The organism is Cupriavidus sp. CER-90 (genome assembly GCF_057652055.1).
Genome location: NZ_JBYGYM010000001.1, coordinates 233132 through 252016 on the forward strand (window position 1 = coordinate 233132; position 18885 = coordinate 252016).

At 67.5% G+C, this 18885-nt stretch carries 17 protein-coding genes; 7 read left to right on the forward strand and 10 right to left on the reverse strand.

The genetic code is table 11. The annotated features are described in order from the left end of the window. Nucleotides 1–56: 56 nt before the first annotated feature. Together AC24R4_RS01015 and AC24R4_RS01020 are read left to right on the forward strand one after the other, a co-directional pair. The gene (locus AC24R4_RS01015) at nt 57–1040 is read left to right on the forward strand and encodes a Bug family tripartite tricarboxylate transporter substrate binding protein (RefSeq protein ID WP_400395912.1); all 984 of its coding nucleotides are present in this window, start codon (nt 57–59) and stop codon (nt 1038–1040) included. A gap of 10 nt (nt 1041–1050) precedes the next feature. Beyond that, complete coding sequence (locus AC24R4_RS01020) at nt 1051–2223, forward strand: acyl-CoA dehydrogenase family protein (protein ID WP_400395914.1); 1173 nt, start codon at nt 1051–1053, stop codon at nt 2221–2223. A 283-nt stretch (nt 2224–2506) separates the two neighbouring features. Here AC24R4_RS01020 and AC24R4_RS01025 read toward each other — a convergent pair whose 3' ends face one another. Continuing rightward, complete coding sequence (locus AC24R4_RS01025) at nt 2507–2689, reverse strand: glycine zipper 2TM domain-containing protein (RefSeq protein ID WP_153948483.1); 183 nt, start codon at nt 2687–2689, stop codon at nt 2507–2509. A 360-nt stretch (nt 2690–3049) separates the two neighbouring features. On the opposite strand from AC24R4_RS01025, the gene AC24R4_RS01030 reads away from it, so the two are divergent. Then, nucleotides 3050–5116, forward strand: a complete 2067-nt coding sequence (locus AC24R4_RS01030; RefSeq protein WP_487521987.1) for a putative bifunctional diguanylate cyclase/phosphodiesterase — start codon at nt 3050–3052, stop codon at nt 5114–5116. A 65-nt stretch (nt 5117–5181) separates the two neighbouring features. Here AC24R4_RS01030 and AC24R4_RS01035 read toward each other — a convergent pair whose 3' ends face one another. Beyond that, entirely contained in the window at nt 5182–5442 is a 261-nt protein-coding gene (locus tag AC24R4_RS01035) for a copper resistance protein CopQ (protein ID WP_487521988.1), read from the reverse strand. Between the two features lie 337 nt (nt 5443–5779). On the opposite strand from AC24R4_RS01035, the gene AC24R4_RS01040 reads away from it, so the two are divergent. Then, the gene (locus AC24R4_RS01040; protein WP_487521989.1) at nt 5780–6085 is read left to right on the forward strand and encodes an H-NS family nucleoid-associated regulatory protein; all 306 of its coding nucleotides are present in this window, start codon (nt 5780–5782) and stop codon (nt 6083–6085) included. Between the two features lie 28 nt (nt 6086–6113). On the opposite strand, the gene AC24R4_RS01045 is transcribed toward AC24R4_RS01040, so the two are convergent. The 5 genes from AC24R4_RS01045 to AC24R4_RS01065 form a co-directional block, all read right to left on the reverse strand. Next, entirely contained in the window at nt 6114–6461 is a 348-nt protein-coding gene (locus AC24R4_RS01045) for a copper-binding protein (protein WP_487521990.1), read from the reverse strand. Between the two features lie 30 nt (nt 6462–6491). Then, nucleotides 6492–7805 carry a multicopper oxidase family protein gene (locus tag AC24R4_RS01050; RefSeq protein WP_400396263.1) on the reverse strand — a complete coding sequence of 438 codons (1314 nt, stop codon included), beginning with the start codon at nt 7803–7805 and terminating at the stop codon, nt 6492–6494. A 2-nt stretch (nt 7806–7807) separates the two neighbouring features. Then, a complete protein-coding gene (locus tag AC24R4_RS01055; protein ID WP_487521991.1) occupies nt 7808–9220 on the reverse strand; it encodes a TolC family protein in 1413 nt (470 codons plus the stop codon). 12 nt (nt 9221–9232) lie between these two features. Further along, nucleotides 9233–9598 (reverse strand): hypothetical protein, encoded by a 366-nt coding sequence (locus AC24R4_RS01060; RefSeq protein ID WP_487521992.1) that lies wholly within the window; start codon nt 9596–9598, stop codon nt 9233–9235. 153 nt (nt 9599–9751) lie between these two features. Beyond that, a complete protein-coding gene (locus AC24R4_RS01065) occupies nt 9752–10243 on the reverse strand; it encodes a hypothetical protein (RefSeq protein WP_400395973.1) in 492 nt (163 codons plus the stop codon). A gap of 215 nt (nt 10244–10458) precedes the next feature. Here AC24R4_RS01065 and AC24R4_RS01070 point away from each other — a divergent pair, with 215 nt between their 5' ends. Genes AC24R4_RS01070 through AC24R4_RS01080 form a run of 3 tightly spaced genes read left to right on the forward strand, consistent with a single transcriptional unit; the run spans nt 10459 to nt 13058 of the window. Beyond that, nucleotides 10459–11136: a heavy metal response regulator transcription factor gene (locus tag AC24R4_RS01070; protein ID WP_092598032.1), complete on the forward strand. Its 678-nt coding sequence runs from the start codon at nt 10459–10461 to the stop codon at nt 11134–11136. Between the two features lie 10 nt (nt 11137–11146). Beyond that, a complete protein-coding gene (locus AC24R4_RS01075) occupies nt 11147–12601 on the forward strand; it encodes a heavy metal sensor histidine kinase (RefSeq protein WP_400395971.1) in 1455 nt (484 codons plus the stop codon). 46 nt (nt 12602–12647) lie between these two features. Continuing rightward, entirely contained in the window at nt 12648–13058 is a 411-nt protein-coding gene (locus AC24R4_RS01080; RefSeq protein ID WP_487521993.1) for a VOC family protein, read from the forward strand. Nucleotides 13059–13114: 56 nt separating this feature from the next. Here AC24R4_RS01080 and AC24R4_RS01085 read toward each other — a convergent pair whose 3' ends face one another. Genes AC24R4_RS01085 through AC24R4_RS01095 form a run of 3 tightly spaced genes read right to left on the reverse strand, consistent with a single transcriptional unit; the run spans nt 13115 to nt 18799 of the window. After that, the gene (locus AC24R4_RS01085; RefSeq protein WP_400394815.1) at nt 13115–16276 is read right to left on the reverse strand and encodes a CusA/CzcA family heavy metal efflux RND transporter; all 3162 of its coding nucleotides are present in this window, start codon (nt 16274–16276) and stop codon (nt 13115–13117) included. Between the two features lie 12 nt (nt 16277–16288). Then, the gene (locus AC24R4_RS01090) at nt 16289–17521 is read right to left on the reverse strand and encodes an efflux RND transporter periplasmic adaptor subunit (RefSeq protein WP_400394817.1); all 1233 of its coding nucleotides are present in this window, start codon (nt 17519–17521) and stop codon (nt 16289–16291) included. Between the two features lie 24 nt (nt 17522–17545). Next, a complete protein-coding gene (locus tag AC24R4_RS01095; protein WP_400394819.1) occupies nt 17546–18799 on the reverse strand; it encodes a TolC family protein in 1254 nt (417 codons plus the stop codon). Nucleotides 18800–18885: the final 86 nt, after the last annotated feature.

The following is an 18885-nucleotide window of genomic DNA, read 5'->3' on the forward strand; positions in this document are numbered from 1 at the left end:
CAGTCAGCTGGACCATCAAGGCCTTGCAGCCGCCCAACACCCTGGAGGAGATCACCATGCCGAATTTCCGCGTGCGGCGCACGCTTGTCGCCGCCATGCTGGCGCTACCTGTGACGGCGCTGCCGCTGGCCGCGCAGGCAGCCGACACCTATCCAAGCCGGCCGATCCGGCTGGTCGTGCCATTTGCCGCGGGCAGCGGCACCGACGCCGTGGCGCGCATCACGGCCAAGGAGCTGGGCGACGCGCTGGGCCAGAACGTGGTGGTCGACAACCGGCCCGGCGCCAACGGCGCGATTGCGGCCGAACTGGTGGCGCAGGCCGCGCCCGACGGCTACACGCTGTTCATGACGACGAACACCACGCATTCGGCCAATCCGTCGTTGATGAAGAAGCTGCCCTACGACCCGATCAAGGATTTCACGCCGGTGGCGCGCATGGGCAACCTGCCGTTCATGCTGGTCATCAATCCAAAGCTGCCGGTCAAGACGGTGGGCGAACTGATTGCCTACGCCAAGGCCCATCCGGGCATGTCCTACGCCAGCGGCAACAGCACCGGCATCGTGTCCGGGGCCACGCTGGGCCGCATGGCCAACATCGACCTGTTGCACGTGCCCTACAAGAGCACGCCGCCGGCCATGACCGACGTCATTGCCGGCCAGGTGCCGATGATGTTCGTCGATGTGGCGGCCGGCATCGCCAACGTCAAGGCCGGCAAGATGCGCGCGCTGGCCGTGACCACCGCGCAGCGCAGCCGGCTGCTGCCCGACCTGCCGCCGATTGCCGACACGCCGGAGCTGAAGGGTTTCGACATCACGTCCTGGAACGGCGTATTCGCGCCGGCAAGGACGCCGCAGCCGGTTGTCGAGCGGTTGAACCGCGAATTGTCGAAGATTGCTTCCAGCAAGGAGGTGGCACCGAAGTTCGAAGCGCTGGGCTTCGAGGCGTTCGGCCAGACCCCGCAGCAGTTCACGGCCTTTGTCGGCAGCGAACTGGTGAAGTGGAACAAGCTCGTCAAGGACGCGGGCATCCAGCCGGAATAAGGAGCACCGGATGAATTTCGAAAGGACACCCGAGCAGAACGCCATCGTCGATGCCGTGACGCAGTTGTGCAGCGACTTCGGCCCGGAGTACTGGGCGGAACTGGACCGCGAACACCGGTTCCCCGAAGCATTCCACCAGGCCATGGCTGGGGCGGGCTGGCTGGGCATCGCCATGCCCGAGCGATTCGGCGGGGCGGGGCTGGGCATCACCGAGGCGGCGCTGATCATGCAGACGGTGTCGGCGTCGGGGGCGGGATTCTCCGGCGCGTCGGCCATCCACATGAATGTGTTCGGCCTGAACCCGGTGGTGGTATTCGGCAACGAGGCCCAGCAGGCCGCCGCACTGCCGCCGCTGATCGAAGGTCGCGACAAGGCGTGCTTTGCGGTGACCGAGCCCGATGCGGGGCTGGACACCACGCACCTGAAGACGCAGGCCGTGCGTACCGCCGACGGCAGCGCCTACCGCGTGGACGGCCGCAAGATCTGGATTTCCACGGCGCAGGTGGCCACGCGCATGCTGCTGCTGGCGCGCACCACGCCGCTGGACGCCGTGAGCAAGCCCACGCAGGGCCTGAGCCTGTTCTATACGACGCTGGACCGCAACCACATCGAAGTGCGCGAGATCGACAAGATGGGGCGCGGCGCGGTCGATTCGAACATGCTGTTCATCGACGGCCTGATGGTGCCGGCCGAAGACCGCATCGGCGAGGAGGGCAGGGGCTTCGAGTACATCCTGCACGGGCTGAACCCGGAACGCATCCTGATCGCGGCCGAGGCCGTGGGGCTCGGGCGTGCCGCGCTGGAAGCCGCCACGCGTTACGCCCGGGAGCGCACCGTGTTCGGCCGGACGATCGGCCAGAACCAGGGCATCCAGCATCCGCTGGCGCAAGCCTGGATGGCGCTGGAGGCGGCCGACATGATGGTGTGGAAGGCGGCCTGGCTCTACGATCAGGGCAAGCCCTGCGGTGCAGAGGCCAACGCGGCCAAGTATCTGGCGGCGGAAGCCGCGCACCAGGCGTGCCAGACGGCCGTGCTGACGCTGGGCGGGATGGGCTATGCGCGGGAGTACCACGTGGAACGCTATCTGCGGGAGTCCTATATCCCGCGCATCGCGCCGGTCAGCGCCCAGCTGATCATGTGCCATATCGCGGAGCGCGTGCTGGGGCTGCCGAAGTCGTACTGAAGCCAAAAAAGGAAAAGGAAAAAGGAAATGGCCCCGGACCTGTGAAGATCCGGGGCCATTTTCAGTGCAGGTTTCCCGCTGCCGCGCCATGACGATCCGTGAGGATCTGACACCGTTGAATGCCACGCTGCCTTTCAGCGATGAAAACGTCCAATCATCGTTGAAAAACACCTGGGCCGATGCTCATGGCGCGGCGCGCGGCGGCATGTTCTTCCCATCTAAGAGCCCATGCCGCGCAAATCTGGATGACCCTGCCCGCCATCCAGACCGCGGAAATCGTCAATCACTTGCCAAGCTCGTGGCCAATCACGCCACCCACCACGGCGCCACCGACCGTTCCGGCCGTGCTGCCGTGGGTGGCCTCATGGCCCACCACACCGCCTGCCACCGCGCCGGTTGCCGTGCAGCCCGACAGGGCCCAGCAGCACGCGCCGATGGCGATAACGCCTGTGATTCGCTTCCACATGATGTTCCCCTACGTTGGCGCCGCGCGGTTCCTGCTGTTGTGGCGCGGCGGCGTCTGTCGTTCATCACGCCTCAAGGATAGGTCCGGGCCGCCGTCGGGCCTTTCCGGCGGGCGCTGATTGCACTGTAGGAATTTGTCGGACGGTCGCAACAGGGGGCCTGCAAGGCGTGTCAACCGTGCAAACGTACGAAACCGTGGGGTGCGTGTAGCGGCCGCAAGCGGGCTGATGCACAATCCCCCGCTTCAGTCTGGGCTGAAACGACCGATAACCGTTGGCGGTGCCGGGAATTTCACGCCGGGCACGCCTGACCCTTCAGAATGGCGGCCTGCCGCAAGCCACTGCCCCGTCACCCCGCTGCCATGATGTCGCCCCGTTTCGACGCCTCCCTCGTCCTGATTTCCGTGCTGGTTGCCGTGCTGGCGTCGTATACGGCGCTCGACATGGCGGGCCGCATTTCCACCGCCGCCCGTGGCCACTACGCGCGCATGTGGCTGGCCGGCGGTGCCGTGGCCATGGGGCTGGGCATCTGGTCGATGCATTTCATCGGCATGCTGGCCTTCAGCCTGCTGATTCCGCTGGGGTACGACGTGGCCATCACCGGGGCGTCATTGCTGATTGCCGTGCTGGCGTCGGCATTCGCGCTGCGCCTGGTCAGCCAGGAGTACCTGCCGCGCAGGCGCCTGGCGCTGGGGGCGCTGGCGCTGGGCGCGGCTGTCTCCAGCATGCATTACACGGGCATGGCGGCCCTGCGCATGCAGCCCGGTATCGATTACGACCCCTGGCTGTTCCTGTTGTCGATCGTGATTGCCATGGCGGCTTCGGGCGCGGCCCTGTGGATTGCCTTCCGCCTGCGGCGCAGCATGCCGCGCGTGCATCAATTGCGGTTCGGCGCCGCGCTGGTCATGGGCGGGGCGATCGCCGCCATGCATTACACGGGCATGGCGGCGGCGCGGTTTCCGCTGGGCAGCATCTGCGGCGCGGCGGGCTCGGGCGTGGACAGCGGCGCGCTGGCCCTGCCGATCCTGGTCGTCACCGTATGCGTGCTGGCCGTGGCGCTGATTACTTCGGTGCTCGACATGCGCCTGGAAATGCGGACGGCCGTGCTGGCCGACGCGCTGGGCGTGGCCAACAAGGAGCTCGAATTCCTGGCCCTGCACGACAAGCTGACGCACCTGCCCAACCGGGTGCTGCTGGAAGACCGTTTCCAGCAGGCCATCCAGGCAGCCACGCGGCAGCCCGGCACATTTGCGGTGCTGTTCGTGGATCTGGACGGATTCAAGGGCGTCAACGACACCTACGGCCACCAGATGGGCGACAGCCTGCTGGTGGAGATTGCCGGCCGCCTGCGCGCGTCCGCCCGTTCCGAGGACACCATCTCGCGCGTGGGCGGCGACGAATTCGTCGTGCTGGCCAGGGTGGACGAACCGGCCGACGCCGGTGTGATGGCCGAGCAGCTGATCGAGGCGCTGCGCGAGCCGGCGCACGTGGCCGGCCATGCGCTGCATGTGTCGGGCAGCATCGGCATCGCGCTCTATCCGGCCGACGGCGCCGACCAGGACACGCTGATGACCAACGCCGATGCCGCGATGTACCACGCCAAGGCGTCGGGCCGCAACGCGTACTGCTTCTTCGAACGGTCGATGAACCACCAGGCGCGCGTCCAGCAGTCGCTGATCCAGGACCTGCGCGGCGTGGTCCGCACGGGCCAGCTCGAACTGCACTACCAGCCCAAGTTCGCGGCAACGGACAGCCGCCTGGTGGGGGCCGAGGCGCTATTGCGCTGGCACCATCCGTTGCACGGCCTGCTGATGCCCGACCAATTCATCGGCCTGGCCGAAAAAACCGGCGCCATCGTGCCGATCGGCAAATGGGTGCTCGACGAAGCCTGCCGCCAGCTGGCCGCCTGGCGTGCCAGCGGCCATCTGGACTGGTCGATGGCGGTGAACCTGTCGGCGCTGCAGTTCTGTCACGCGGGGATGATCGAGACTGTGTCCGATGCGCTGAAGCACCACGGCATCCCGGCCGCAAGCCTGACGCTGGAAATCACCGAAAGCACGGCCATGCGCGATGTGGAAGAAACGCTCGCGATCATGACGCAGCTCGACGACATGGGCGTGCGCATTGCCATCGACGACTTCGGTACCGGCTATTCGAGCCTGCTGCACCTGAAGCGCATTCCGGCCAGCGAGCTGAAGATCGACCGCGGCTTTGTGCGCGACCTGGCGGAGGATTCGGAGGATGCGGCCATCGTGTCGGCCATCGTTGCGCTGGGCCGTACGCTGAACCTGCAGGTGGTGGCGGAAGGGGTGGAGACCGCCGCGCAGCAGTCGTTCCTGGCGGGGCTGGGGTGCGATGCGCTGCAGGGTTACCTGCTGGGCCGGCCGGTGCCCGCCGCGCAATTCATGAGCCAGGCGGCGACGCGGTAAGCGCCGCCGCCTGGCGGTTCGGGCCGTATCAGCCCGGATCTGGCCCGAGCGGGCCATGGCGTGGATCAGGCACCGTCCGTGTACGGGCTGCGTGCGTCGCGCACATCATGCGCGCCATCGACGAACGGGTTGCGCGCATCGCGCACGTCGCGGGCGCCATCGGTGTACACGTCGCGGGCTCCCAGGCGTTCGACGATGCCATCACGGTTGGTGACACGTGCGCCGTCAGTGTAAGGGTCGGCGCTGCGCGGGGCGGCGTTGGCCATCGTGGCGGCACCGGCCAGCGTAGTGGCGAGGGCGGTATAGAGCAGGGCTTTCTTGATCATGTGGACTCCTTGGATTCGAGGATGGAGGCAGTTCGGTGTGTCGGTGGTTTGTACCGGTCGTCATGCGACCTTGGCTTGCAGTCTATAAGCCGGGTAACCACGCCAACATGACCAACGCATGACAGATTCGTCATTCGTTCGCGCGCCGCGCGGCGCCATGGGCACCGCCGAACACTGCGCGGCGAATGCAACATTCCGGCGGTAATCGGCGGATTCCGCGGGAGCCGCGCCAACAAGCTGTAGAATCCGTGCTGGTCCGCCGGATTTCCTGCCCGGACCGCTCCCCCCTTCGAATTCTCCAGCCCGCCCGCAAGGTGGCGGGCGCGCACCATAAGTCATGTCCGAGTCTGATGCAGCCAAACAAGCCGCGGTGGCATGGATCCGCGAGCAGATGGATCACCATGGCCTGACGTTCGACCATCTCGTCGAAGCAGGCTGCTTTACCGATGCCGACACCGATGATGGCGCCGATGTGGCGTCATCCGCCCCCGACGCCCAGCCGCCGGTGGCGGGCGCCGCCGCGCCGCGCGCGATGTATCGCAATGCGATGGGTCAGACCTGGGACGGCGTCGGCGAGTATCCGGACTGGCTGCAGCGCGCGGTCAACGCCGGACAATCGATCGACTTCTACCGCGTCGACTAAGGCGCGCCCGTCCGAGATTGGCTGCCGGTTACTGCACGACGGCCAGCGAGGTCACCGTCAGCAGCCCGTCGACACGGTCGACGGTGAACCGCACCTTGTCGCCCGCCTGCACCCGCGTCAGCATCGCCGGGTCCTTCACCCGAAAAATCATCGTCATCGCGCCCATGTCGAGGTTGCCGATCGGCCCGTGACGTATCGTCAGCTTGCCGGCCTCGGCATCGACCTTGCGGATTTCGCCGTCCACTTCGGGTAACGGCGCCTGCGCCGTGGCGGCTGCCATCGGGGCGTCGGGCGCACCGGCCGTCAACGCCATCGCAGCGGGGGATGCCCCGGCCAGCAGGGCCAGCAGCGTTGCGGTTGCCATCGTGTGTTTCATTGCTGTCCTTCGGTTGATGCGGTGGAGCGCCTATCGCGTACGGCGCGGCGCCTGCGCCACGGGTTCGGTGTATTCGAATGCCACGGTGCCCCTGGGATGCCGATACCAGCCTGGATCGCGGTAGTCATTGGCTGCCATGCCCGCCCGCACCTTGAGCGTGGTGAACATGCCACCCATCTCGATGGGGCCGAACGGGCCCTGGCCGCTCATCATCGGCAGCGTGTTCTCCGGCAGCGGCATCTCCATGCTGCCCATGTCGGCCATGCCCGCCTGGCCCATCGGCATGTAGTCGGGCACCAGCGCGTTCATGCGGCCGGCCAGGTCCTTCTGCTTCACGCCGATCATGGTGGGCAGGTTGTGGCCCATCGCGTTCATCGTGTGGTGCGACTTGTGGCAGTGGAACGCCCAATCCCCCGGGTTGTCGGCCACGAACTCGATGGCCCGCATCTGGCCCACCGCGACATCGGTGGTCACTTCCGGCCAGCGCGCCGACGGCGGCACCCATCCCCCGTCGGTGCCCGTTACCTCGAAGCGGTGGCCGTGCAGGTGGATCGGGTGGTTGGTCATGGTCAGGTTGCCCATGCGGATGCGCACGCGGTCGCCCAGACGCACGGGCAGCACGTCGATGCCGGGAAACACCCGGCTGTTCCACGTCCACATGTTGAAATCGGTCATCTCGGCCACGCGCGGCGTGTACGAGCCGGGGTCGATGTCGTACGCGGCGATCAGGAACACGAAATCGCGGTCCACGCGCTGGGCGGCGGCGTCACGCGGGTGCACGACGATAAAGCCCATCATGCCCATGGCCATCTGCACCATCTCGTCGGAATGCGGGTGGTACATGAAGGTGCCCGCATGGCGCATCTCGAACTCGTAGACGAACGTCTTGCCGGGCGGGATATGCGGCTGCGACAGCCCGCCCACGCCGTCCATGCCCGCCGGCAGCAGCACGCCGTGCCAGTGCACGGTGGTGTGTTCCGGCAGCTTGTTGGTGACGAAGATGCGCACACGGTCGCCTTCCACGCACTCGATCGTCGGTCCCGGACTCTGGCCGTTGTAGCCCCACAGGTGGGCGGTCATGCCGGGCGCCATCTCGCGCTCGACCGGTTCGGCCACCAGATGGAATTCCTTCCAGCCGTTGCGCATGCGCCAGGGCAGTGTCCAGCCGTTGAGTGTGACCACGGGCTGATAGGGCCGGCCGCTGGCGGGCGCAAGCGGCGGCTGGGTGGTGGCGCTGTGCTGCAGCGGCGCCTCGGGCAGGGCGGCTGCGCCTGCGCGCGACACCATTGCCGTGCCGAGCATGGCCGCCGCCGATTGTCCCAGGAAGTTGCGTCGGGAAACCATTGTCATTGTCCTTGTGGGGTCGTGGCGGCAGGGGTGGCCGGGGTGGGCGCGGCCGCGGCGTCGGGCAGGCGGCCGCCCAGCGCGCCGCGCAGGTCGGCATCGGCCAGCCAGAAGTCGCGCTGCGCGTCGAGGTAGCCGTTCACGGCGTTGACCTGCTCGCGCGCGTCGGTCAGCAGTTCGAACACGCTGACCAGCATGCCGTTGTAGCGCAGCAGGCTTTCATCGACGATGCGCTTGCGCAGCGGCACCACTTCGTCGCGATAGTGCAGGGCGATGTCGTAGCGCGCCTGGTAGCCGGCGTAGGTCTCGCGCACCATCGACCGGGCGTTGATCGCCTGTTCGGCCAGCCGCGCCGCCGCCTGCATGTAGACGGCTTCGGCGCGGGCCACCCGGGCCCCGCCCCAGTCGAACAGCGGCACCTCGATGTCGATGCCGTAGCCCGTTTCGCGCGGCCGGCTGGTCTCGGAGTTATGGAGATAGCTGACGTCCAGCACGCTGATGAAGCGCGTGGCGCGGGTCAGGCCGAGCGAGCGCGACAGGCTGTCCAGTTGCAGGCGGCCGGCCTGCAGGTCAAGACGCTGCGAAATCGCATAGCCTTCCAGGTCCTGCATGGCCGGACGCGCCCTGGGCAGGTCGGGCAGGCGGTCCGGCAGCGTGTAGGCGATGTCGGCCCCCCACAGCCCCAGTTCGCGCGTCAGCTGTTCGCGTGCCGACAGCGCCCGTTCGCGGGCGCGCGCCAGCTGCGCTGCCGCATCGGCGTAGAAGGCTTGCTCGCGGGCATGGTCGAGGGCGCTGACGTTGCCGGCGCGGGCCAGATCGCGCGCGAACAGCGCGCCGGTTTCGGCGGCCCGGCGTACCTGATCGGCATAGCGGGCGGCCTGCTCGGCGGCAACGGCCTGCACCCAGGCGCGACGGGTGGCTTCGGCGCGGCGCAGTGTGGCATCGGCCACGGCCAGGCGCGTCTGCGCAAAGCGGCCTTCCTCGATGCGGGCGGCAAAGGGCAGCGCCAGCAGGTTCATCAGCCCGATGGTGACAGCCCGGTCGATCTTGAGTTCGTCGCCCGACGTCTTGCGGCTGAACGAGAAACCGGGGTTCGGCAGCCGCGTGGCCTGCACGTAATCGGCCTCGGCGATGCCCAGGTCGGCGTACTGGGCCTGCAACCCGGCATTGTTGAGCAGTGCGACCTGGATCGCGGCATCGGCATCTAGTGGTTTCGCCAGAAGCTCGCGCGTGCGGTCGCGCAATGCACTGCGCTCGGCATCGCTGCGCGCCCAGACGGCGTCCTTGGCCAGCCTGTCGCGTGCGGTGTCGGCAACCGGGCCGAAGCCGCCGTCGGGCGCAAAGCCCGCACACCCGGTCAGCAGGATCGCGGCGGCCAGCGGCACTGCAGCGCGACGAAACATGGCATTCATCATGGCTGGGCTCCATCAGTGCGCGTGATGGCCGGCATGGCCACTACGGTCGGCCTGGCCTGCCGCCGGTGCGGATGCCGGCGCGGCAGTGGTGCCCTGCGGCATGGGGTGGCCGGCATGTGGGTCGGCCGCCGGCGTGGCGCCCGGAGTGACATCGGCATTCGACTGGCGCCAGGGCGAGACCTTCGGGCTCTGGTAGGGGACGTAACCTGCCATCGGCGCGATGTCGGGCAACGCCGGCACGGGTGCGGCAGCATTCAGGGGATCGGGCAGATCGGGCGGGTGGGCCGGATGGACGGCAGGCGCCGACGCCTGGGCCACGGCAAGGGCCGGGGCAAGCGTCAGCAGCCAGGCCACGGCGACGGTACGCACGGCGGGCATGACATCCTCTTGAATCTTGAGCCGCCGCACGCGGCGGTTCAGGCCGTGCGGCAGACAAATACAGGGGTGGATCGGCGCGGACGATTCAGTCGGCCGCGCCCTCGGCGCCGGTTCAGGCGCGGGGACGAGCGTGCGAAGGACGCACCTCGGGTGTCAGCAGCGACGGGCAGGCGGCCGGTCGGCAGGCAGGGGAAGCTGGCTGGCAAAGCTGGCCGGGGTGGCCAGCGGCAGGGCATGGCGGCGGTGTTGCAACGCCACGAGGGGAATTTCCGGCAGCAGCATGGCGCTGGCTGCGCAGGCACCGCACGCGCTGCAGTGTCCTGCGGCATGGTGCGCATGTTCGGTCGGCTGGTCAGGCGTGGCGCCGGCAGGCTGCACGTCGTGCCACACTGGCATATCGGCGTTGTCGCTCGTGCCGGCCTGGTGGCAGTGCGCGTGATCCGTCTGGACCATCTGGCCCGACTGGTCCATCACCAGCACCGCCTCGGCTTCCGCCTCCGCCTTGATGGCGGCATGGCGTTCCGGCATCGACAGGCCCGCGGCTTGCGTGACGCTGCAGATCATCATGACTGCTGCCGCAGCGCCCTGGATGGGCAACGCGAACATGGCAAGACACAACAGGAAGCTGGCGATCAGACGTTTCATCAGAATTTGACTAGACCTGCCCGTCAAGGGCGCGGCAGGCTGCCACCATCGGGGCAGCGGGCATTGTACTGTGTTTGAAGGCACGATTTCGCCGATTGACGATGACATTCCTGCAATGTTCCACAAAATGCGTCTAACCTCGGATAGTGTCTAGGTTCTGCAATAAACCGAACAGGCGGCACCGGCGACGAGCCGGCGCCCGGAAGTGAATCCCCATGCGTATCCTGATTGTCGAAGACGAACCGAAGGCCGGCGATTACCTGCTCAAGGGCCTGACGGAGTCCGGCTTCGTGGCCGACCTGGCGCGCGACGGCGTGGACGGCCTGTCCCATGCCCGCGAGCAGCACTACGATTTGATCGTCCTGGACGTGATGCTGCCCGGCATCGACGGCTGGCAGGTTCTGCGCGAACTGCGGCGCGACAAGGACACGCCGGTGCTGTGCCTGACCGCGCGCGACGAACTCTCGGATCGGCTCAAGGGTCTGGAACTGGGCGCCGACGACTATATGGTCAAGCCCTTCGCGTTCGCCGAACTGGTGGCGCGCATCCGCACCATCCTGCGCCGGGGGCCGCTGCGCGAGAGCGAATTCATGGAAGTGGCAGACCTGCAGATCGACACGATCCGGCGCCGCGTCACGCGTGCCGGCCAGAAGATCGATCTGACGTCGAAGGAATTCGCGCTGCTGCAACTGCTGGCGCGGCGTCGTGGCGAGGTGCTGTCGCGCTCGCTGATCGCCTCGCAGGTGTGGGACATGAATTTCGACAGCAACACCAATGTGGTGGATGTGTCGATTCGGCGGCTGCGCGCCAAGGTGGACGACCCTTTCCCGAAGAAGCTGATCCATACGCGCCGTGGCATGGGCTACGTGCTCGATGAGTCGGAAGAAGCGTGAGCGCCGCAGCATGAGGCGCCTCGTGCGCATGCGGCGCGCGCTGAAGGCGTGGATGCCGGCGTCGCTGACCACCCGGCTCGCGCTGGCCTATGGCCTGACCACGGCCGCGATCCTGGTCGGGGTGGCCACCTATCTGTCCAGCGCCCTCGGCAGCCAGTTGCAGTCGCGCGACGAATCCGAACTCGTCGGCGAAGTGCTGCTGGTACGCCATCTGTTGCGCGAAGTGGCCGACGAAACCGAAATCCGCACCGATACGCATCGTTTTGCAGATATTGCGATGGGGCACGAGGGGCTGATCCTGGTCGTGCGCAACGCGTCGGGCGATCCGCTGATCTCGCTGAATCCCCATAACGAAACCCTGCCGCCGCTGCGTGTGCTGCCGCTGTCCACGGCCCCGGACAAGTCGCAGCTGCAGACCTGGCATCCGCGCAATGGTGTGCCGTCGCGCGGCATGGCCGCCTTGGGCCAGATTGGCGACACGGGCCGGACCGTCGAAATCATCGTGCTCAGCGACGCTGGCTACCGCGTGGCGCTGATGCGCGAGTATCGGGGCGAACTGCTGGGCGCGGTGCTGTGCGGGGCGATCGTGGCGGCGGCGCTGGGCTTCGTGCTGGCGCGGCGCGGGCTGCGCATGCTGCGGCGCATGGCCAGCGATGCGGCGGCGGTGACCACCAGCCGCCTGGCGACGCGGCTCGATGTCGGCGGCGCGCCCGAAGAACTGCGTGAGCTGGCCGGCGCGCTGAACGGCATGCTGGCCCGGCTGCAGGACAGCTTCACGCGCCTGTCGCAGTTCTCGGCCGATCTGGCGCACGATTTCCGGACGCCCATCAGCAATCTGGTGGGGCAGACGCAGGTGACGCTGGCCCAGCGCCGTACGCCGGCCGAGTATGAGGCGGTGCTCGAATCGAACCTGGAAGAGTACGAGCGCCTGTCGCGCATGATCGAGAACATGCTGTTTCTGGCGCGCGCGGACAACGCACAGGTGGCGCTGGGCGCCCGCCCGCTCGATGCACGGGCCGAACTCGACAAGGTGGCGGAGTATTTCGAGGCCGTGGCGGCCGACCGGAACCTGACGGTGATGGTCTCGGGCCACGCCACGGTCGTGGCGGACCAGACCTTGCTGCGCCGCGCCATCATCAATCTGCTGGACAACGCGCTGCGCCATGCGCCGGTGGGCAGTGCGGTGCGCATGGCGGTGGCCCGCAATGGCACGGATGTGACGGCGATCACTGTCACCAACGGCGGCCCGGCGATCCAGGCCGATGCCTTGCCGCACCTTTTCGGGCGCTTCTACCGCGCCGATCCGTCGCGCCGGAATTCGTCGGGGTCCACGGGGCTCGGTCTGGCGATTGTCGACACGATCATGCGGCTGCACGGCGGCAGCGTGTCAGTGACCAGTGTCGAGGAACAGACCCGCTTCGAACTCGAGTTTCCTGACAATTCTGTCAGCAGGGCAGGCGCATAATGGCGCCGCGCGGACTATCCGTCCGCGGACCCTACAGGAGACCGACATGCAGGTGCAACCGTATCTAGACTTTGGCGGACGCTTTGACGAGGCCATGGCCTTCTATGGCCAGGTAATGGGCGCAAAGGTGACATTCCTGATGCGCTACAAGGACACTCCCCCGGGCGGCGGCGAGCCGCCATCCGCGGCTTGGGCCGAGAAGGTCATGCACGCCAACGTCCAGATCGGCGATAGCCAGATCATGGCGTCGGACGGCCGGGAGGGACAGACCCCGGCGTTTTCGGGCTTCATGCTATCGGTAGGCTACGTCCCGAACGCCGAAGGCAAGCGCATTTTCGACGCGCTGTCCGAAGGCGGACAGGTCATCATGCCGTACCAGAAGACCTTCTGGGCCGAAGGCTTCGGCATGGTGGTCGACAAGTTCCAGATGACCTGGATGGTGAACTGCGAGCATTGAGCTTAGGCCAGTCTCTTTGCCCGGCCTCTCCCGCAAGCAGGAGAGGCCGACCCGCGTCAGTCCAGGACGGAGCCGGCCGGTTCGACCGCCGTTTCCGTCCGGCGCCCATGCGCCCACCTGTACAGCACCGGCAGTACCAGCAGCGTCAGCGCCGTCGATGACAATATCCCGCCAATAACCACGGTCGCCAGCGGCCGTTGCACTTCGGCGCCGGTACCGGTGGCAATGGCCATCGGCACGAATCCCAGCGAAGCCACCAGCGCCGTCATCAGCACCGGCCGCAGGCGCGTCAGCGCCCCGTGGAACACCGCGTCATCGAGCGACTCGCCCTGCTCGCGCAGGCCGCGGATAAACGACAGCATCACCAGCCCGTTGAGCACGGCCACCCCGGACAGCGCGATAAAGCCCACCGCCGCCGAAATCGACAGCGGAATCCCGCGCAGCCACAGTGCCAGCACGCCGCCGGTCAGGGCAAACGGAATGCCGGTGAACACCAGCAGGCCGTCGCGCGCATTGCCGAACATCACGAACAGCAGCACGAAGACTAGCAGCAGCGCCAGCGGCACCACGATCCGCAACCGCTCGGTGGCGGACTGCAGTTGCTCGAACGTGCCGCCCCAGGCAATCCAGTAGCCCGCCGGAATCTGCACGCGCGATTCGATGGCCGACATGGCCTCGGGCACGAAGCCGCCCACATCGCGGCCGCGCACGTTGGCGCTGATCACGATGCGGCGCTTGCCGTTTTCGCGCGATACCTGGTTGGGCCCGGGCGATACGTCGAGCGTAGCAATTTCGCCAAGCGGGATATAGCTGGTGCCGCCATTGGCGCTTCGGGGCAGCGGAATCGGCAGCCGCCGCAGGGCGTCCACGTCGGCGCGGATGCCTTCGGGCAGCCGCACGCCGATATTGAAGCGGCGGTCGCCCTGGTAGAACACCCCCGCGTCGCGCCCGCCGATGGCGATGGCCACGGTGTCCTGCACGTCGATCATGTTCAGCCCGTAGCGCGCGGCGCGGGCGCGGTCCACATCGACGGTCAGCACCGGCAGGCCGGTGGTCTGCTCGACCTTGACTTCCGTGGCGCCGGGCACAGTCTGGAGCACCTGGGCGATCTTCTGCGCCGTGGCGTCCAGCACCGCGTTGTCGTCGCCAAACAGCTTGACCGCCACATCGCTGCGCACGCCGGAAATCAGCTCGTTGAAGCGGAGCTGGATCGGCTGCGAAAACTCGTAGCGATTGCCCGGAATGGTCTCCAGTTCGGCCTCCATCGCCGCGCGCAGCGCGTCGCGCGAGCGGCCCGGGTCCGGCCACTGGTCGTGCGGCTTCAGCATGATGTAGGCATCCGACGCATTGGGCGGCATCGGGTCGGAGGCAATCTCGGCCGTGCCGGTGCGCGAGAACACGCGTTCGATTTCCGGAAATTTCGCCTTGAGACGGGCCTCGATCTGCTGCTGCATCGCCACGGACTGCGTCAGGCTGGTGCCCGGAATGCGCAGCGCCTGCACCGAGAAGTCGCCCTCGTTCAGGTTCGGGATGAATTCGCTGCCAAGGCGCGTGGCCAGCAGGCCGCTGAGCAGGATGGCCACCACGGCTGCCGTCAGCACCACCGGCGTATTGGCCAGCGCATGCCTCAGGGCGGGCTCGTACCAGCGCCTGGCCCAGCCCATGATGCGGTTCTCCTTTTCGGCGACACGGTCACCGATGAACAGCGCGACCGCCGCCGGCACGAAGGTCACGGACAGGATCAGCGCGCCCAGCAGGGCCACCACGACCGTCATCGCCATCGGATGGAACATCTTGCCTTCCACGCCGGTCAGCGCAAAGATCGGCACGTAGACGATCATGATGATCAGCTGGCCGAATACCAGCGGGCGCCGGGCTTCGCGGGCCGCGGCAAACACTTCCTCGAAGCGTTCCGCGCGCGTCAGCGGGCGGCCCAGCCGTTCCCGGGCATGGGCCAGGCGCCGCACGCAGTTCTCGACGATCACCACCGCGCCGTCGACGATGATGCCAAAATCCAGCGCCCCCAGGCTCATCAGGTTCGCGCTGATCCGGTACGTGACCATGCCCGTGAACGTGAACAGCATCGACAACGGAATCACCATCGCCGTGATCAGCGCCGCGCGCAGGTTGCCCAGGAACAGGAACAGCACCGCGATCACCAGCACGGCGCCTTCGAGCAGGTTCTTCTTGACCGTGCCGATGGCCTTGTCGACCAGCGTCGTGCGGTCATAGACCGTGACGGCCTTCACGCCGGCCGGCAGCGACTTGTTGATCGCGGCCATGCGCGTGTCCACCGCGCGCGACACGGCCCGGCTGTTCTCGCCGATCAGCATGAACACCGTGCCCAGCACCACTTCGCGGCCATTGTCCGTCGCGGCCCCGGTGCGCAGTTCGCGGCCCAGCCCCACGTCGGCCAGGTCGCGCACGCGGATCGGCTGGCCCTGCGCCGTGCCGACGATCACCTCGCGGATATTGTCGATCGACCTTACCTGCCCGGGCGCGCGCACCAGGTACTGCTGGCCGCGCCGCTCGATATAGCCGGCGCCGACGTTGCCGTTGTTGCGCTCCAGTGCCTGCACCACGTCTTGCAGAGACAGCCCGTAGGACGCCATCTTCTCCGGGCTCGGCGCCACCAGGTAGTCCTTGGCGAAACCGCCAATCGAATTGATCTCGGTCACGCCCGGCACCGTACGGAGCTGCGGCTTGATGATCCAGTCCTGGATTTCGCGCAGGTCCGTGGGCGTGTACGCGGTGCCGTCGGGCTTGCGCGCGCCGGGGTCGGCTTCCACGGTCCACAGGTAGATTTCGCCCAGGCCGGTGGAAATCGGCCCCATCTGTGGCGAAATGCCGGAGGGCAGGTGCTCGCGGGCTTCCTGAATGCGCTGGTTGACCAGTTGCCGCGCGAAGTAGATGTCCGTGCCGTCCCGGAAGATCACGGTGATCTGGGACAGGCCGTAGCGGGACAAGGACCGCGTCTGCTCCAGCCCCGGCAGGCCGGACATCGCGGTCTCCAGCGGATAGGTGACGCGCTGCTCGGCTTCCAGCGGCGAATAACCGGGCGCCTCGGTGTTGATCTGCACCTGCACGTTGGTGATGTCGGGCACGGCATCGATCGGCAGGCGGCTGTAGTTGTATACGCCCAGGCCAGCCATGGCCAGCACGCCCAGCATGACCAGCCATCGCTGTGCGATGGCAAACCGGAGAATACGTTCGAACATGGCGGTCTCCGGTCAGTGCGCGTGCTCGGCGCTGGCCTTGCCCTGTTCCGCCTTCAGCACGAAGCTGTTCGCGGAGACATAGCGCGTGCCGGCTGCCAGGCCATCGACGATTTCAATGCGCTTGCCGTCGGTGCGCCCGGTCCTGACCGTGCGCGCCGCAAAGCCGCCCGGCACCTCGACATACACCTGCTGGCGGTCGCCGTCGGTCTGCAGCGCGTCGCTGTCGATGACCACGGCGGCGTCGGTTTCGCCGGTGGCGACGCTGACGGTGACGAACAACCCCGGCCGCCATGCCATCTGCGGGTTAGCCAGCGTGACCCGCGCGGTGGCCGTGCGGGTCTGCTGGCCCAGCAGGGCACCCACGTACGAGATCCTGCCTTCGGCGGTGCCGTCGAAGGCGGCCGATGTCACCCGGACCGCCTCACCGAGCCTGACGTGGCCCAGGTCCTTGGCCGCGATCACGAACTCGGCCCATACCGTGTTGAGATCGGAAATCGTGAAGACCGCGGTTTCGGCCGCCACGGCCTCGCCCAGTGCGAGATGCTTTTCCACCACGATGCCGTCGAACGGCGCGCGCAGCTCGAACTGGTTGATGGCGCGGGCTGAAGTCGTGGCACCGATCGCGGTCAGCTTCTGCCGCACATTCTGCGCGGCGATTTCGGCTTCCTGCAGTGTGGTGCGCGCGGCCAGGAAGTCTTGTTCCGCCGACACCTTGTCTTCCCAGAGTGTCTTTTCCCGCGCGTAGGTGGTGCGGGCCAGTTCGAGCCGGCGCTGGGCGGCCAGCAGTTCGCTGCGCTGGTCGGACAGCTGGGTGCTGGCGAATATCGCAAGCAGGTCGCCTTTCTTTACGCGCTGGCCCAGGTTGGCCACCACCGATTCGGCAACGCCCGCCACGCGCGGCACGACGTGCGCGGTGCGGTCCTCGTTGAACTTGATTTCGCCGGGAAACTCCACGGCGCTGCGGATTCTGCCGGGCCCGGCGCTGGATATCGACAGACTGGCGTTGCGGATCTGCTCCGGCGTCATGGCGATGCGGCCGGCGTCTTCGTCTGCGTGGCCGGCGTGGTCGCCATGTGCGGCGTGGCTTGCTTCCGGGGCCGAGGCCGGCGCGGCATGGGCGGCCTCGCCTTCGCCTTCATGGCTGTGGCCGTCGCCGCGGCCAGCCAGCAGCAGCGCCAGCGCGGCCATCAGGCCGGCGATCACGATGGCGGCAATCGCCACGCCTTGTTTGCGGGTCAAAGTCATCACGGTGTTCCTTGCGTTGGCGCGTCAGCGGCCAAGAATGCGATCGATGGTGGTGGCGGCCTGCCAACTGCTGGCGACGACACCGAGATAGCGGATGCGGGCCTGGAACAGCGTGCGCTGCGCATCCAGCACATCGAGATAGTTGAATTTGCCGGCCTCGAAACCTTGGGTCGCCGCCTGCAAGGCGCGCTCCGCGGCGGGCAGGACGGTCTCCCGCAAGGTCAGCGCCGAGGTGCGTGACACGTTCAACTGGCTGGATGCCTGCTGCAGGTCGTGCTCCAGGCGCAGCCGCGTGGCGCGCAGTTCGTCGGCGGCCTTGTCGGCCTGGCGGATGGCGGTGTACAGGTTGCCCTGGTTGCGATCGAACAACGGCAGCGGAATGGCGATGCCCACCACGGGGAATGTGCCGCGCTCGGGGGCGCCGTTGTCGCGCTTGGCGCCCACGCTGAGCGTCACGTCCGGGTACTGGCGGCTGCGCTGCACGTTGATTTCGGCCTGGCGCCGATCCAGTTCGCGTTCGCTGGTCAGCAGCGCGGGCGCGTTGTCGAGCGATTGGCGAAGCAGGGCGGACGCCGGTCGGGCCGGCAGGTTGTCCAGCTTGCCGTCGGCTTCCGAAAATCGCGGAGACGGATTGCCCCACAGCGTGGCGAGGGTCTGGCGGGCCGCTACCAGACCGGCATCGGCCTCGGCGCGCTCCAGTTCGGCGTTGGCCAGTTCGACCTGGGCCTTGGTTTCCTCGACCGGCGAGATCTTGCCCGCCGCCACACGGCGCGCGGCGGCTTCGGCGCCGCGCCGGGCGATATCGACGGACCCGGCGGCCAGCCTGATGCGTTCCTGGGCGATCAGCACGTTGAAAAAGGCGCCGATCACGGTGGCGCGCAGGTCCGCTTGCAAGACCCCGAGCTGGGCCTGCGCCACATCGCGTGCGCGCTGTGCGGCACCGATACGCGCGCCGCGCTTGCCGCCGAGCTCTACCGGCAGGTTCATCTGGGCGGTGGTGGCACGCGTGGCCTGCCGCGTGTCTTCCATCTGGACCGACACTTCGGGATTCGGGATCACACGGGCCTGGGTAATGCCGCCTTCGGACGCGTCCACTTCGATCCGGGCGGCCGACAGCGTGGGGTTTTGCGACGCCGCCAGCGCCAGCGCGGCGTCGAGCGTCAGGGCGCCGGGCGGCTCCTGGACACCGGATGAAGCGTCCTGGGCGAGCGCCCCGGGCGTGAAGAACGGGCTGCACAACGCGGCCGCCAGCCCCAGCGGCAATAAAAGGCTTCTCATCGAATTCACCAGATCAGCAGGAGAAAATCGGCGAGACGCGCAGCGATACCGCTCAGCGGTATCGGGATGACAGGGTCAGTCGTGCG